The sequence below is a fragment of the Leucobacter sp. NPDC015123 genome (assembly GCF_043080205.1).
GTDB classification, from domain to species: domain Bacteria; phylum Actinomycetota; class Actinomycetes; order Actinomycetales; family Microbacteriaceae; genus Leucobacter; species Leucobacter aridicollis_A.
This window is the reverse complement of record NZ_JBIBVH010000008.1, coordinates 80,795-96,382: the sequence shown is the minus strand read 5'-3', so window position 1 is coordinate 96,382 and position 15,588 is coordinate 80,795. Positions and strand designations below refer to the sequence as shown.

16 protein-coding genes are annotated in these 15,588 nt (G+C 65.0%); 9 read left to right on the top strand and 7 right to left on the bottom strand.

The window, feature by feature from the left end:
• Window positions 1–57: 57 nt before the first annotated feature.
• From ACF07D_RS14015 to ACF07D_RS13990, 6 genes are all read left to right on the top strand, one after another.
• On the top strand, window positions 58–630 hold the full coding sequence (locus tag ACF07D_RS14015; RefSeq protein ID WP_119281838.1) for a TetR/AcrR family transcriptional regulator: 573 nt from the start codon (window positions 58–60) through the stop codon (window positions 628–630).
• Between the two features lie 44 nt (window positions 631–674).
• Complete coding sequence (locus ACF07D_RS14010) at window positions 675–1,553, top strand: exodeoxyribonuclease III (protein WP_391505316.1); 879 nt, start codon at window positions 675–677, stop codon at window positions 1,551–1,553.
• Between the two features lie 159 nt (window positions 1,554–1,712).
• Window positions 1,713–2,897: a CE1758 family FMN-dependent luciferase-like monooxygenase gene (locus tag ACF07D_RS14005; RefSeq protein ID WP_119281840.1), complete on the top strand. Its 1,185-nt coding sequence runs from the start codon at window positions 1,713–1,715 to the stop codon at window positions 2,895–2,897.
• A 57-nt stretch (window positions 2,898–2,954) separates the two neighbouring features.
• Window positions 2,955–3,401: a MarR family winged helix-turn-helix transcriptional regulator gene (locus tag ACF07D_RS14000; protein ID WP_391505315.1), complete on the top strand. Its 447-nt coding sequence runs from the start codon at window positions 2,955–2,957 to the stop codon at window positions 3,399–3,401.
• Window positions 3,402–3,454: 53 nt separating this feature from the next.
• Window positions 3,455–4,117, top strand: coding sequence for a CE1759 family FMN reductase (locus ACF07D_RS13995; protein ID WP_391505314.1), 663 nt, complete (start codon window positions 3,455–3,457; stop codon window positions 4,115–4,117).
• A gap of 189 nt (window positions 4,118–4,306) precedes the next feature.
• Entirely contained in the window at window positions 4,307–4,861 is a 555-nt protein-coding gene (locus ACF07D_RS13990) for a hypothetical protein (protein ID WP_391505313.1), read from the top strand.
• Here ACF07D_RS13990 and ACF07D_RS13985 read toward each other — a convergent pair.
• The gene (locus tag ACF07D_RS13985; RefSeq protein ID WP_391505312.1) at window positions 4,858–6,204 is read right to left on the bottom strand and encodes an MFS transporter; all 1,347 of its coding nucleotides are present in this window, start codon (window positions 6,202–6,204) and stop codon (window positions 4,858–4,860) included. The two genes, ACF07D_RS13990 and ACF07D_RS13985, sit on opposite strands and share 4 nt — an antisense overlap.
• Before the next feature lie 43 nt (window positions 6,205–6,247).
• Complete coding sequence (locus tag ACF07D_RS13980) at window positions 6,248–6,697, bottom strand: MarR family winged helix-turn-helix transcriptional regulator (protein WP_119281845.1); 450 nt, start codon at window positions 6,695–6,697, stop codon at window positions 6,248–6,250.
• A gap of 92 nt (window positions 6,698–6,789) precedes the next feature.
• On the opposite strand from ACF07D_RS13980, the gene ACF07D_RS13975 reads away from it, so the two are divergent.
• A complete protein-coding gene (locus ACF07D_RS13975) occupies window positions 6,790–7,668 on the top strand; it encodes a sulfurtransferase (protein WP_391505311.1) in 879 nt (292 codons plus the stop codon).
• Window positions 7,669–7,679: 11 nt separating this feature from the next.
• On the opposite strand, the gene ACF07D_RS13970 is transcribed toward ACF07D_RS13975, so the two are convergent.
• The 4 genes from ACF07D_RS13970 to ACF07D_RS13955 form a co-directional block, all read right to left on the bottom strand.
• Window positions 7,680–8,597 carry an AEC family transporter gene (locus ACF07D_RS13970; protein ID WP_391505310.1) on the bottom strand — a complete coding sequence of 306 codons (918 nt, stop codon included), beginning with the start codon at window positions 8,595–8,597 and terminating at the stop codon, window positions 7,680–7,682.
• A 103-nt stretch (window positions 8,598–8,700) separates the two neighbouring features.
• On the bottom strand, window positions 8,701–9,012 hold the full coding sequence (locus ACF07D_RS13965) for a DUF2853 family protein (protein WP_391505309.1): 312 nt from the start codon (window positions 9,010–9,012) through the stop codon (window positions 8,701–8,703).
• 138 nt (window positions 9,013–9,150) lie between these two features.
• Window positions 9,151–10,518 carry an aspartate aminotransferase family protein gene (locus ACF07D_RS13960; RefSeq protein ID WP_119281850.1) on the bottom strand — a complete coding sequence of 456 codons (1,368 nt, stop codon included), beginning with the start codon at window positions 10,516–10,518 and terminating at the stop codon, window positions 9,151–9,153.
• Window positions 10,519–10,546: 28 nt separating this feature from the next.
• The gene (locus ACF07D_RS13955) at window positions 10,547–12,031 is read right to left on the bottom strand and encodes a CoA-acylating methylmalonate-semialdehyde dehydrogenase (protein WP_391505308.1); all 1,485 of its coding nucleotides are present in this window, start codon (window positions 12,029–12,031) and stop codon (window positions 10,547–10,549) included.
• Between the two features lie 144 nt (window positions 12,032–12,175).
• On the opposite strand from ACF07D_RS13955, the gene ACF07D_RS13950 reads away from it, so the two are divergent.
• Window positions 12,176–13,927 (top strand): PucR family transcriptional regulator, encoded by a 1,752-nt coding sequence (locus ACF07D_RS13950; RefSeq protein ID WP_391505307.1) that lies wholly within the window; start codon window positions 12,176–12,178, stop codon window positions 13,925–13,927.
• 6 nt (window positions 13,928–13,933) lie between these two features.
• On the opposite strand, the gene ACF07D_RS13945 is transcribed toward ACF07D_RS13950, so the two are convergent.
• Window positions 13,934–14,638: a Maf family protein gene (locus ACF07D_RS13945; protein ID WP_391505306.1), complete on the bottom strand. Its 705-nt coding sequence runs from the start codon at window positions 14,636–14,638 to the stop codon at window positions 13,934–13,936.
• 79 nt (window positions 14,639–14,717) lie between these two features.
• Here ACF07D_RS13945 and ACF07D_RS13940 point away from each other — a divergent pair, with 79 nt between their 5' ends.
• Complete coding sequence (locus ACF07D_RS13940) at window positions 14,718–15,521, top strand: hypothetical protein (protein WP_391505305.1); 804 nt, start codon at window positions 14,718–14,720, stop codon at window positions 15,519–15,521.
• Window positions 15,522–15,588 lie beyond the last annotated feature (67 nt).

The window sequence follows — 15,588 nt, the reverse complement described above, 5'->3', positions numbered from 1 at the left end:
TATGGGAATCTCGACGAATCTGCAAACGCTCGTTTGGAGTTGGGGTACCCTGGAGTTATGGCCTGGGACACCGAACAGACACGACGGCAACTGCTCGACGCAGGATCAACGCTTTTCGCGCGCCACGGCTTTGCCGGAACAACGATGGACGCCATTGGGCGCGAGTCGGGAGTCAACAAAGAGCGCGTCTATTCGTACTTCGGCTCAAAGAGCGGATTCTTTGCGGCAGTGCTCGACAACGAGCTTTCCGACATGCTTGCGGGAATTCCAATCGAGGGAGAGGGGCCCGAGGCCGTCGGCAATTACGCGCTCGCACTCTTCGATCGCCTTGAGGCGCGCCCAGGCCTTGCGCGCCTCCTGGCCTGGGAGAGCCTCGAACTTACCGAGGCCGTCGCACTCGAATGCCGGTCACTGAGCTGCCAAGAGCTCGCCACTGGCCTCGAGGCGGCACTCCCCACCCCCGATCTCGAGCACGCCGAGCAGCTCCTGCTCTCGATCGTGACACTCGTCGTCGGATGGTGGACCCTGTCGCGAGTCGCAGACACGATCCTGACCGGCGACACCACCCCGGAGACCCGCCGAGCAACCCTTCGCGCCGACGCCGAGGCGCTCGCTGGGGTGCGACGCTAACCCCGACCCCATTCTGTGAAGCGCAACCCGGCTAGGCTTGACCCATGCGCATCGCTACCTGGAACGTGAACTCGATCCGCACTCGATTCGGCCGCGTCGTTGACTGGCTACAGCGCGAGGATATCGACGTCCTCGCGATGCAAGAGATCAAGTGTCGCCCCGACCAGTTCCCAGCCGAAGCCTTCGAGCAGGCCGGCTACCACCTCGAGATCAACGGGCTCAACCAGTGGAACGGCGTCGCCTTCGCGAGTCGGCACGAAATGACCGATGTGGCACGGGGCTTTGAGGGCATGCCCGGCTTCGGCAAACCCATCAAAGGCCAAGAAGAGGTTCAAGGTATCGGCCCGAACGGCCTGCCACTCGAAGCCCGCGCGCTCGGCGTCACAGTCGGCGACCTGCGCCTCTGGAGCCTGTACGTGCCGAACGGCCGCGCGCTCGACGACCCTCACCTCGAGTACAAGCTTGAGTGGCTCGCCGCGCTGCGAAACAACACCGAGGCATGGCTCAACGAGGATCCTGACCTGCCACTCGCCCTCATGGGCGACTGGAACATTGCGCCGGTCGATGCCGACATGGGCGACCCCAGCTTCGTCCACGGCCGCTCGACGCACATCTCACCCGCTGAGCGAGCCGCGTTCGAATCGTTCGCTCCGCTCGTGAGCGACGTCGTGCGGCCGATCGTGCCCGAGGGGTTCACGTTCTGGGACTACAAGGCAGGCCGCTTCCCGAAGAACGAGGGGATGCGCATCGATTTCATTATGGGGTCGCAGGCATTCGCGGATACGGTGACAGGCGCGAGCATTCACCGCGATGAGCGCCGCGGTGATGCGCCAAGCGACCATGTTCCGGTCGTCGCCGAAATCGACCCAGCCCTTCTCGGCGGCACGTTCGAAGACGACTACGACCGCCCAATGGTCTTCTAGGCACGCGCTCGCCCCGGCCCCAGATTCGATTTTTCGGGATCGGGAATAGTTCTCAGCATTCCCCGTTACATTTACATGCAAGCGCATATAAATGTGCGGACGGGGCCTCCCGGACACCGCACTCGCGCACCAGACCGCACCAACCCCCAGGAGCACACAATGGAATTCGGGATCTTCTCCGTCTCTGACGTCACCCGCGACCCAGTCACGGGAGACACCCCGAGCGAGGCGGCACGCATCAAGGGCCTCGCAACAATCGCGAAGCACGCAGAAGACGTTGGGTTTGACGTCTTCGCGATCGGCGAACACCACAACCCGCCGTTCTTTTCCTCGACCCCCACGACGTTCCTCGCCTACATTGCGGCGCAAACGAAAACCCTGAAGCTCTCGACAAGCACGACGCTCATCACCACAAACGACCCCGTGCGCATCGCCGAAGAGTACGCGATGCTGCAGCACCTCGCTGACGGCCGCATGGACCTCATGCTTGGCCGCGGTAACACCGCCCCCGTCTACCCGTGGTTCGGCAAAGACATCCGCTCGGCGCTGCCGCTCGCGCTCGAGAACTACAACCTGCTGCACCGCCTCTGGCGCGAGGACGTCGTCGACTACGAGGGCAACTTCCGCACACCGCTGCAGGGCTTCACCTCAACGCCGCGGCCGCTTCACGACGTACCACCCTTCGTCTGGCACGGCTCGATCCGCACCCCAGAGATCGCCGAGCAGGCGGCCTTCCACGGCGACGGCTTCTTCTCGAACCACATCTTCGCGCCGTCAGCCCACTCGCTGCGCCTCGTCAACTTCTACCGCCAGCGCTACGAGCACTACGGACACGGTAAGGCGAAGCAGGCGATCGTCGGCCTCGGCGGGCAGGCGTACGTCGCAAAGAACTCGCAAGACGCGCTTCGCGACTTCCGCCCATACTTCAACGAGGCGCCCGTCTACGGTCACGGCCCGTCGCTCGAAGACTTCATGCACCAGACGCCACTGAGCGTCGGCAGCCCGCAAGAGATCATCGACAAGACGCTCTCGTTCCGCGAGATCTTCGGCGACTACCAGCGCCAGATGTTCCTCGTCGACCACGCCGGGCTCCCCACCGACACTGTGCTGAAGCAGCTCGACCTGCTCGGCTCGGAGGTGCTGCCGGTGCTGCGCGCCGAGCTCGCGAAGCTCCGCGACCCCGAGGTGCCTGAGGCTCCCTCGCACGCTGATCTCATCAAGGCAAAGTACGGTGACGCTGCACCCCGCGAGCCGCGCCCGAACCCGAACCGCGGCGACAACGTCACCGGCGGCTCACCCTACCAGGACAGCCCAGCGAAGGCCGGCTCGGCCTTCGGCCTGTAGCCCGCAGCCTGCACCTGCTGCCCCACGCGCCCACCACACTCTGAGAGGATCACGACAGTGCGCAGTCATAGAACCGATATCCGGCTCGCAAACGAGACCTGGGAGTCACTTATGACCGCGCACTCGCGCCTCTCGAGCGACTTCAGCGCAAAGCCAATCTGGGGTGAAGCCAGCATGCGCGAGTACGACGTGCTCTACACGCTCGTCAAACGCGGCGAGGCGATGCGCCTCTGTGACCTTCAGGAAGAGGTGCTGCTCAGCCAGCCAGCCCTGTCACGGATGGTGGATCGCCTCGCAACCCGCGGCCTCGTGCTGAGCAAGCCGGATCCAGAGGATGGCCGCGCGAAACTCATCGAGATTAGTGACGAGGGGGCGCGCGTGCAACGAGAGGTTGGGCGCGCGCACGGGCGCGACATCGGCCAAGCCATGCGCGCGCTCTCGCCCGACGAGCTCCGCGAGCTCCAACGCCTCACCCAGAAACTCATCGCTTCACGGTCCGAATGACCGCGAGCGACACAACCCGAACTTTCGATTGCAGAATGCAGGAGAGCCCAATCATGGCAGACACCAAACAGCTCGTCATCGTTAACGCCGGAACGAGCGACCCCTCGACCACTCGCCTACTTGCAGACCGCGCAACCACGAAAACGCTCGCAGAGGCGAAGCGCCGCGGCATCGAGATGGAAGCCCGCGTCATCGACCTTCGCCCGCTCGCAGGCGACATCATGGCGGCCCTCACCACACAGCTCGTCTCAGCGGAGCTTGAGCGCGCGTCAGACATCCTGCGCGACGCCGATGCGATCATCGCTGCGACGCCCGTGTACAAGGCAGCCGCGAGTGGCCTGTTCACTTCGTTCTTCCAGGTGCTCGACAACGATCTCCTCATCGGCACGCCTGTACTCCTCGCGGCCACCGCAGGAAGCCCCAGGCACTCCCTTGTCGTCGACGATCAACTCCGCGGCTTCTTCTCCTACCTGCGTACGGTGACGGCCCCGACGTCGCTCGTCAGCTCGCCTGACGACTGGAACAGCAGCGAGTTCGGCGGGCGCGTCGACAGGGCGGCGACTGAGCTCATGGCACTCGTCGCGGGTGGATTCCGTGAGAACGCGCGCGGCGAGGGCTGGGACTCCTATCAGCACTCCTACGGCAGCGCCGGTGGAACCGAGCTCGGCATCAACCTTGACTCAGATCTCATGCGGTTGGCGGCTGGCGGGCGCTAACTCGCGTCTCCCACGCACTACCGGAGCTGCGAGGCCCAGAGCTTCGTCGCGCACCAAATCCGAGCTCTCCACCCGCGGCCGACCTGGCCAGGGTGGAGAGTTTTCCACAGATATCGCACTTCACCCCCCATCCTGGCCACAACAGGCGTAGCGTAAAAGCAACTCGATCGCGGCGATAGGAGGGCATCCTTGGAATATCTCGATACGGTGGCGAGCCTGCTCGGAATCGCCCTCGCGGCCACAACCCTCGGCGGGCTCATGACCCAGGGCTTTCGCCGCCTGGAACGGCGCCTTGCGACGAGGCTCGACGAGGCCGTATCGGGGCTTGATGCGAAGCTCACTCGCCAGATGGTGACACTCTACGTGAGGCTTTCGGGGCAAGCCGACACTCTCGACGCAAAGCTCACCGGTTGGCTCGGAGCGGTCGGCGCGAGAATCGACACACTCGACACAAACGTCACCGCAAGAATCGACGCACTCGACACGACCTTTGCTCTGCGAACCAACGCACTCGACGAGAAGTTCACACGCAGGATCGACGCACTCGATGCGACCTTCACTGCACGGCTGGACGGCTTCGAGGAGACCTTCACCGCACGGCTCGATGGCTTCGAGGCGCGCCTCATCGCCACCGATGCACGCCTCGAGAAGCTCGACGATCGCGTGTACGTGCTGGCTGCTCGGCTCGGGCAGGTCCTTGAACAACGCGATGCGGCGCACTCGCCGGTGGCACCTGGCCGCTAGCTCGCGTCTCCCACGCCAACAGCCTGGGCTTCGGCAATCTCCGACGGCACCGAGCCTCCGTCGCGCTCTTCGCCGATGTGAGCGAGATGCTTTCCCATCAACGCGAGCACAAGGATCGCCATGACAACCGCCGCGGCGCCTATCCAGTATGGGGCAGGCGCACCGAGCGCTGCCGCAACAGGGCCGGCGATGGCGGGCGCAACCGCTCCACCGATGAAACGCACACTCGAGTACGTTGATGAGGCGACACTTCTTGGCAGGTCAGTGGCCTCCATAACCGCCTCGGTCAGCGCAGTGTTCATCACACCAAGCAAAAGCCCACTCACGATGACGAGCGACACAAGAGCTGCAAGCGAAGCAACACACACGCCAAGCAACACGAGGCAGACCGCGAAGAGGCTGAGCGCCACGAATAGCACGGGCCGAAGCCCCAGCCTGCGAGTCAGCATCGGCGCGACGACGACCGAGGTGACGGCGAGCGCGAGGCCCCACCCAAAGAACACGAGGCCAAGCTCGTGCGCCCCGAAGTCCAAGCCGGCCGCCTGCGCCGCTGCCTCGACAGGGTACGGACTGTAGGCGAGCAGCGTGAAGAACCCAAAGTTGTAGCAGACCGCGACGAGCGACAGCGAGAGCAGCGCGGGGTTACCGAGCGCCCGAAAGCTCGCAGTCACCGACGGTGCCGCCGCGCGGGCGGCCGAGCGCTCAGCCGCGCTCTGCTTGGGGAACCGCAGGAGCACGAGGATGGCGATGAGAGCAATCGCCATCAGGATCGCCGTTCCGAAGAACGGACCGCGCCACGAGATCTCGCCAAGCGCTCCACCAACGAGCGGGCCGACAGCCATACCGACGCCCAGGGCCGCTTCGTACAGCACGATTGCCTGCCGCGATCCGCCCGACGCTGCTCCCACAATTGCGGCGAGAGCAGTTGAGAGGAAGAGCGCGTTGCCGAGCCCCCACCCTGCACGGAAGCCGATGATCGCGTCGACCGAGCCTGCGAGACCCGCGAGGCCCGCGAACACGACGATCAGTGTCAGCCCGGCAATCAGCGCCCACTTCACGCCGATTCGACCCGAGACCCAGCTTGTGAAGAACATCGCGATGCCTGTCACGAACAGGTAGCTCGTGAAGAGCAACATGGTTTCGCTTTGGCTCGCGTTCAGCGCTTCACTGATCTTCGGCAAGATCGGGTCTACGAGTCCGATTCCCATGAACGAGATCGCGCAGGCGAATGCGATTGCCCAGACTGCCGTGGGCTGCCTGAACAGTGATGTGCGGGGCTCCGTTGTATTCGTAAGCGTTCCTTTGTGAGTGTGGGTTGGTTGGGTGTAGGTGTTCGTGGTCACTGCGCTCCGGTGAAGGAGAGCAATGTTCGAACGGCGCCTCCTGCTAGACCTCGTCAGCGATCTGGAGCATCAGTTCGGCAGCGCGGGCGAGCGCTGCACGGTCGGGTCCATCCAGCCGACTCAACGCTGGCACGATGAGCGCGGCAGCGCCTTCGCGGTAACCAGCGAGCGCTCGCACGCCTGCCTCGGAGATGCCGACGAGGGTCGCGCGCCCATCGCTCGCGTCGGGTGAGCGAACGATCCAGCCTTCGCCTTCGAGCCGCTGCACGAGCGTGGTCATACTCGGCTGCGTGACCCGCTGCGCGAGCGCAAGCTCCGTGACCCTGGCAGCGCCGTCTCGTTCGAGGTCGGCAAGCACGCGCCACGCGATCGATGAGTATGTCACGCCAGGGATCCTGCTCGCGGCCCGAGTGAGGCGGGCGGCCGCACGGGCAAGTTCGAGCGCGAGCGGACCCTGGTCGGGCGTCGGATTTGGCTGGTTGAGTTCGGTCACGGTGCAAGTATACAGAATTTACATAATAGCGCTATGTACTATTCGCCTCGCTGGCTGAGCGCGCGCGGAGCGCCATCGCGTACGATCGCCACATGAGCGACCCCACCGACGACGCACGGCGCGACCTTCTCGTGACCCCAGCGGAGCTCCACGACATCCTCCAGACCCAGGCGCTCGCGGGCGACGGGCCACGAACCAGAGTGCTTGACGTCCGCTGGACGCTCGCGCAGCCTTCGGGCCACAGCGACTATCGCTCCGGGCACATCCCGGGCGCTGTCTACGTCGACCTCGAGTCCGAGCTCTCCGCGCACGGCGGCGCCGAGCTCGGGCGGCACCCACTGCCGGGGGGCGAAGCGCTCACGCACTCGGCCCGTCGCTGGGGCCTCCACCCAGACGACTCGGTTGTTGCATACGACGGGGGCGGAAATCTTGCCTCTGCGCGATTGTGGTGGCTATTGCGCGACGCAGGCTTCGATCGCGTTCGACTGCTCGATGGCGCGCTCCCAGCATGGATTGGGGCCGGATTTGCACTCGAGACTACAGAGCCTTCTCCTGACCCGGGAACCGTGATCCTCACCCCGGGCCACCTCCCCACGCTCGCGCTCGAGGACGTCGGGCAGTTCGCTCAGGAACACGTGTTGTTCGACGTGCGTGCGCCAGAACGCTACCGGGGTGACGTCGAGCCGATGGATCCCATTGCGGGACACATCCCTGGGGCGATCAACCTTCCGACCTCTGAGAACCTCGACGATGCCGGCAGGTTCCTTCCCACCGAGGCGCTCCGGGCAAGGTTCTCACTCGAAGCAGCAACCGGGTCTGGGGTCGGATTCTCCTGCGGCTCTGGCATCACCGCGAGCCACGCGCTCTTTGCGTTCGCGCTGACTGGCGGGAACGGTGCACTCTTTCCGGGATCATGGTCGCAGTGGGCGAACACCCCTGACATGCCCGTAGCAACCGGATCAACACCGTAGTCCGTGCTCGGCTAGCCGAGCACTACCGTCGCCAGGACGAGTATGGGAATGCAGCCGAGCGTCGTCACAAACACGGTGTCTCGCGCGACATCCTCGCCGACGCCGAACCGCTGTGCGTAGTTGAATACGTTCTGGGCTGTCGGCAGGGCTGCGAGCACCACGACGACGAACGTCTCCTGCGCTCCGAGCCCAAACACTGCGGTCGCGAAGAACCAGGCGAGCGTGGGCATCACGAGCAACTTCAAGGCGCTCGCGAGAATGACCTCTCCTCGCCTGCCGCCGGCTCCCAGCACGCGCTGGCCGTGCAGCGAAACGCCGTAGCTGATGAGCAGCACTGGCACACACGCGTTCGCGATGAGCTCGATCGGCGCGAAGATAACCTCGGGCAGCTTGATGCCGAGCACTGAGACGAGCACTCCAAGCGCAGATCCAACGATAATCGGACTCACGAGCGCCCGCGCAATCGCACTCACTCGAAACCTCCCGCCGGCCGAGACCTCAAGAATCGAGAGCGCAACGGGGGTCAGCACAAGCAGTTGGAAGAGCACGACGGGGGCGGGAAACGCAGCGCTTCCAAGTAGGTAGAGCGACAGTGGGATTCCAATGTTGCTTGAGTTCACCTGCCCCGCCGAGAGCGCACCGATCACCGCTTCGCCGGCCGGACGGCGCCACACGACACGAGCAAAGACCGCGTAGGTCACGATCACCGCGAGCGCTGCGATCGCAGAGACTGGCAGCAGCGAGGAGAACAGCGCGTCAACGTCGGCGCTTGAGAGCACGACGAAGAGCAGCGCTGGCGACAGTACCCAGTAGACAAGCTTCGCGAGCACCGCCCGGGACGAGACGTCAAGGACGCCAGTCCTCCCGAGCACCCAGCCGATGAAAATCGCAAACCCCACGACCACAATACCTGTGAGCGCGTCGAGCATGGGCGATCCTCCGTGGGTGGCCGGTCTGTTGCCAGCCTACTCGGCCGCGCGGTGGGCTGCGCATCCCGTGGGCGCCCAGTCTTCAGCGATGCGCTGCTAGCTGCTAGCCCCCGAAGACGCCGAGCTTGCCGTAGTGCGCGGCGAGCAGGTAGTAGACCGTGAGGCGCTGCTTGCGGCCCGGAACCCTGTCGCCGACGATGGCAATCGCCTCATCGATTGCGGCGTCGGACTCGGTCACGCCGAGCTTGCTCTTGACGAAGTTCTCGCGCACGAGCGCAAGCTCAGCCGAGTCGCTGTACGAGACAAGCCGAGCGTCGGCGTCCTGCAGTGCGAGCGCGTACACGCGCTCCAGCTCCGCGACAACCGCTGGGCTCGCGCCCGGGGCGTACTTCTGAATATCTTCGAGAGCGCTCATATGAACGGATCCTTCCTAGAAACTCTTTCCCCCGCCTTTGGAGGAACTGTTCTATTCTGACCCGCCTGCACAGAAAGAAACAGGGGCAAACAACGAGGGGCCTGGTTTTTGCAAACCAGGCCCCTCAGTGCTGACGAATTAGTTACCGGTGTAGTAGCTATCTGCCACTTCGAGCGCAGCGTCGATGATGTCGAGGCCCTTCACGAGGTCTTCCTCGCTGATCACGAGCGGCGGCGCGATCTGCAGGCGGTTGCCCGCAGCGAACGGCCACAGGCCGGCGTTCTTGCACGCCGCGATGACCGCGTTGTACGCGTCGCCAGCGAGCGGCTCGCGGCTGTCGCGATCCACAACGAGCTCAAGCGCCCAGAACATGCCGGTGCCGCGGTACTCGCCGACCGACTTGTGCTTCGCCGCGAGCTCGCGCAGGCGGGGCTCGATGACGCGCGCTGCGAGGTCGCGAACGCGCTCAATGATTCCCTCTTCTTCGAAGATGTCGAAGGTAGCGACGCCTGCCGCACACGCGAGCGGGTGACCACTGTAGGTGAGGCCGCCGGGGAACGCCTTGTCAACGAAGGTGTTGTGAATATCTTCCGAGACAACGACGCCGCCGAGCGGCACGTAGCCCGAGTTGACACCCTTTGCGAAGGTCACGAGATCGGGCTGCACATCGAAGCCCTGGTACGCGAACCACTCGCCGGTGCGGCCGAAGCCGGCCATGACCTCGTCGCAGATGAGCACGATGCCGTGACGGTCGCAGATCTCGCGCACACCCTTGAGGTATCCGGGCGGCGGCACGAAGATACCGTTGGTGCCGGTGACGGTCTCAAGAATGATCGCGGCGATCGTGTTCGGGCCCTCAAGCTCGATTGTGTGCTCGAGGTGCGTGAGCGCGCGCTCAGCCTCCTGCTCGGGGCTCTCCGAGTAGAACTCTGAGCGGTACTGGTACGGCCCAAAGAAGTGCACAACGCCGGCGTCGGGCGTGCCGTTCGGCCAGCGACGTGCTTCACCGGTGAGGGTGATCGCCGTCGCGGTCGAGCCGTGGTACGAGCGGAACCGGGCGAGCACCTTCTGGCGGCCCGTGTGGTGACGCGCCATGCGCACAGCGTACTCGTTCGCCTCTGCGCCGCCGTTGGTGAAGAACACCGAGCGAGCAGCGTCGAACGACTTCTCGACGATGCGCTTTGCGAGTTCGCCGCGCACGTCATTCGCCATCGCGGGCTGGATCGTCGCCATGCGGCCAGCCTGCTCCTGGATTGCCTTCACGAGGCCGGGGTGCTGGTGCCCGAGGTTGAGGTTGACGAGCTGCGACGAGAAGTCAAGGTATTCCTTGCCGTCGTAGTCCCAGAACCGCACGCCCTCGCCCTTTGCGACGGGGATCGGGTTGATCGCGCCCTGCGCCGACCACGAGTGGAAGACGTAGCCACGATCGTTCTCGCGCACCTCGCGCTGGGCGTCGGTGTCGCCGAATGCCTGCTCGGCACCGTTCAGGTCGATGTAGTCAGCCATGATGTCTGTCTCTTCCTCTCTTCCTGAATTAGCTGTTGCTCGGGAAGCCGAGGTCAACCTTCGACTGGTCCGGGTTCGGCCAGCGGGTGGTGATGACCTTCGAGCGGGTGTAGAAGTGGATCGACTCGGGGCCGTAGATGTGCGAGTCGCCGAAGAGCGATTCCTTCCAGCCACCGAACGAGAACGAGCCAACGGGCACGGGGATCGGCACGTTGATGCCGACCATTCCAGCCTCAACCTCGAACTCGAACTGACGTGCGAGGCCACCGTCGCGGGTGAAGATCGCAGTGCCGTTGCCGAACTGGTGGTCGTTGATGAGCTTGAGGCCCTCTTCATAGGTGTCAACGCGCACAACCGCGAGTACTGGGCCGAAGATCTCGTCGCGGTAGACCTTCGAGTCGGTCTGCACGTTGTCGATGAGCGAGACGCCGGTGAAGAAGCCGCCTCCCTCAAACTTGGTCTCGCGACCGTCGACGACAACAGTTGCACCCTCGGCCTCGGCGCCCGCGACGTACGACTCGACGCGCTCCTTGGCTTCCTTCGTGATGAGCGGGCCCATCTCGGAGGTGGGGTCGGTGCCGTCGCCGATCTTCAGATCCTTCATGCGGTCAGCGATCTTCTGCACGAGTGCGTCGCCGGTGCCGCCAACTGCGACAACCACCGAAACCGCCATGCAACGCTCGCCGGCCGAGCCATACGCCGCCGAAACAGCTGCGTCAGCCGACATGTCGAGGTCAGCATCGGGCATCACGATCATGTGGTTCTTTGCGCCACCGAGTGCCTGTACGCGCTTGCCGTTTGCTGCTGCGCGCTCGTAGATGTACTTCGCGATGGGGGTCGAGCCAACGAAGCTGATCGCCTTGACTGTCGGGCTGTCGAGCAGCGTGTCGACAGCAACCTTGTCGCCGTGCACGACGTTGAGCACGCCGTCGGGGAGGCCAGCCTCACGGAAGAGGTCGGCGATGAAGACCGAGGCTGAGGGGTCGCGCTCAGAGGGCTTCAGCACGACGGTGTTGCCGCAGGCAATTGCCGAGGCGATCATCCAGAGCGGCACCATGACGGGGAAGTTGAACGGGGTGATTGCTGCAACAACGCCAACCGGCTGCTTGACCGAGTGCACGTCGACGCCTGTCGAGACCTGCTCGTCGCGCTCGCCCTTCAGCAGGTGCAGGAGGCCCGACGCGAACTCAACGTTCTCGAGGCCACGGGCGATCTCGCCCGCCGCGTCCGAGAGCACCTTGCCGTGCTCGCTCGTGACGATCGCCGCGAGCTCGGGGGTGCGCTGCTTGAGCAGCTGGCGCAGGTTGAAGAACACGTCTGCGCGCTTGGTGAGGCTTGTCTTGCGCCACATCGGGAGCGCCGCCTGAGCCGCGGCGATTGCCTGCTCGACAGTTGCGACCGAGGCAATGCCGAGCTCGTGCTGCTGCTCGCCGGTCGCCGGGTTGTAGACGGGCTGAGTGCGCTCAGCCGCTTCGACCTTCTCGCCTCCGATGACGTGGGGAATGTGCGCCATTTCTGTGTTCCTCTCGAGTATCGCTCGCATTCGAGCAATGTGTTCGGGCCGCAATGCCCGCATGCATGCAAGTCTTTCAGCGAATTACTCCGTAGGCACCCGGCAAAGTATCGCCAATTCCGCAAAGTTTCGTACACTTTGTATGTGAACGCACTCGCAAGCCCCCTCCCCTCGGTCCGCGATGTCCTCGGACTCGCCGAACTCACCGCGGGTGCCCCCGAACTCGTCACCGGAGAAGTGGGCCTCGATCGCGGCGTGCGCTGGGCACACGTCGTCGCAGGCAGCGACGCCCCCGCGCTGCTCGACGGCGGCGAGCTCGTACTTACGACAGGGGCCGGCTGGCCAGACCCCGTAGGCCTCGGCCGAGGAGAGGCCGCCCCAGCCGGCGCCGATCCTTCGCGCACCACCTCCTCCCCCGAACAGGCCGCGGCCCTCGGCGCGCTCGTGACCGCCCTTGTCGATGCCGATCCTGCAGCGATTGTGTTTGAGCTTGGGGCACGATTCGGCGAGGCTCCCGCGCCGCTCGTTGCGGCCTGCGGCGAGCGAGGCATCCCGCTCATCGTGCTGCACCGGGTCGTCAGGTTCGTGCAGATCACGCAACGCGTGCACCAGCGCGTGCTCGCTGCACAGAACGAGGCACTCGAGGCACGTGCCGAAGTGCACGCGATGCTCACCGAGCTCGGACTCAACAGAAGCCCCGTCGACTACGTCGTCGACAGGATCGCCGCGACCCTCGGCGCCCCTGTCGTGCTGGAGGACGCAGGCCACCGTGTCGTTGCCTGGTCAGGATCAGATGCAACCGTGCTTGACCACTGGGCGGGCGCTCAGGCGGCAGGCGACTCCGACCCGTCGCTGCCTGCGGGCACAACCCGCGTTCCAGTTGAGGCACAGGGAAACCGCTGGGGGTGGCTGACTGCGTTCGACGGCCCCCCACATGCGGCTGGGAGAGAGACAGTCCTTGAGCTCGGGGCGTTCGCGCTTGCACTCGCGCGGCTCGCCGATCCTGACGGTGAAACCTGGCTCGACCTCAGCTCGAAGCGCTTGCTCGATGCGGCCCTATCCGGGAGGTTCTCGGGCGAGCGTGAGCTCTCAGCGCAGCTCGCATCAGGCGGCCTCCCCGTCGAGGGTAGGGCGCTCATTGGGGCCACCCTCACGGGGGCAGGGGACTTTGGATCGCACGAGTCGCTCGAGGCGGCGATCCTCTCGACAGCGCTCCGGCGCGCTGTCGCACCCGAGGGCCGGGTACTCCTTGCGCCGGCGCCCGAAGGGGTTGCAGGGCCACGCACGCTGCTCGCGCTACTGTCGTTCCCGCAGAACGACCCGCGCGCGAGCGCGTCACTCACTCCCGCTACTCACCCGCTTGCAGAACGCCTCGCCCACGAGCTCACGATGATGCTCCCCGAGCCGACTCCGGCGAGCTGGCACGCACACCTCAGTGTCGGCGTCGGGGCCTCGCGGCCGCGCGCACTCATCGCCTCGCTCGAGCGGGTCGCCGCCGCAGGCGCGGTCCCCGTCGGAGGTGCGCGAGTTCGGCAGGCAGGGAACGCTGCCACGCGCGTCACGGTGCAGCTCGCGGAAGCCAGGCCACTCGCCTACCTCGTGCGCGGACTGGCGGGGGTGCCAGAACTCGAGGAGTTCGCAGCCGTTGCTCTTGGGCCCCTTGTCGAGCACGACGCTGGTGCAGGCGCCGGGCACTCTGGAGACCTTGTGCGGGTGCTCGCCGCGTACCTCGCGCACCCAACGAACCGCTCACTCGCTGCGCAACGAGCGAGGCTGTCGCGGTCGGTGTTTTACCAGCGGATCGCCCTCATCGAAGAACTGCTCGGCGCCGACCTCGCCGATGGCGAAACTATCGCAGCGCTCACTGTCGCGCTCCTCGCACGCGACCGCACCTAGCCCCTATCACGCGAGCGGGGAGCCGCCACTCCACAGCGCCGTGTAGTCGTGACCGAGGTCGCGGACGAGGCGGCGAAGCGCTGGGAGCGAGAGGCCCATAACGCAGCTCGGCGCCCCCTCGATCTTCTCGATAAACGCGCCTGCGAGCCCGTCGATTGCGAAGCCCCCGGCCAGCTCGAGTGGTTCGCCTGTCGCAACGTAACGTGCGAGCTCCGTATCGGTGACGTCTGCGGCGAGGGTGACTGTCGCGGTGTCAACGCTGCCGACGGCGGGAGCCCCATCGAAGTCGGCAAGCTGGAGCCGCGCTGGGTCACCGTCAGCTGGGCCAGCCGTGCAATCGATGACCCAGTGCCCCGAATGCAGCGTTCCGGTACGGCCGCGGTGCTGCTTCGAGCGTTCGAGCGCGACGTCGGGGACGTGTGGCTTGCCAAGAACCTCATCGCCAAGCAGAAACATCGAGTCACCGCCAAGTACGAGTCCGCCGCCGAGTGCGGCGATCTCGTCAGCGTAGCGCCGCACCACGTCCTCGGCTTTGAGCCGCCCCAGGTACTCGGTGAGTTCGGGAGCGGTGAGCGGACGGTCGAGCTCGGCCTCCCGCGCATGTACCTCCGCTTCCTCATCAACTTCGGGCGAGAAACAGGCGGGCTCAATCCCTGCTCCGCGCAGCACCGAGAGCCGTGCGGGTGAGGTTGAGGCGAGGATCAAATGCATACGCGCAAGCCTATGCAATACATACTGAATTCACCCGGGGGAATCGCGAAATGTCTGCAGTGCGGGTTACCGTTGAACCATGAAGCTTTCACGCAGGGCCACACTTGTCACGTCCATTCTGCTCGCTGGCGGGCTCGCGCTCACCGGGTGCAGCTCCTCCTCCACCCCCGCCGACGGCGGCTCGACAACCACTCAAGAGCCCGCTGCGAAGGGCACCCCGCTCACGCAGGACGACTTCGCGCAGCGCATCGCAGACGCCCAGTTCGCGGCGGGTTCGGTGCACATGTCAATGCAGATGGGCGATTCAGTTGAGGGCACTGTCGAGGCAGACGTCGTCATTGATAAGGACCCGAAGAAGGTCCAGATGCAGATGAAGATGAACACTGGCGGCATGGATGGCGACATCCGCGTTGTCGACGGCACGATGTACATGAATATGGGCTCGCTCTCAGGCGACAAGTTCCTTGACATGTCGACGATGCCGGGCGGCGCCGGCGACATTGGCGCGATCCTCGATCAGGTCAACCCGGGCTCCCAGGTCGAAGGCTTCGGCGAAGCCCTCACTGACTTCAAGGCAGAGCCCGAGGGGCCAGAGATCGACGGCGTCAAGACCACGCAGCTGACGCTCACCCTCGATACACGCAAGATGTTCGAGGCGCAGCCGCAGGAGGGCGTCGACATCGACGCACTCGTTTCGACTATCGGCGAGTCGATGGTCTACGACATGTTCGTCGGCCCCGATGACCTTCCGCGCCGTATCGTCATGCCGAACATCGGCGGGCTTGGCACCGGTACGCAGGAGTACACGAAGTGGGGCGAGCCTGTGAAGGTCGAAGCTCCCGCGAAGGACCAGATCGCAGACGCGTCGTCACTGCAGGGCTAGTTTCACACCTCAGATCAGGGGCCAGGGAGATTACTCCCTGGCCCCTTTTTCTGTGCCCTGCGCGATC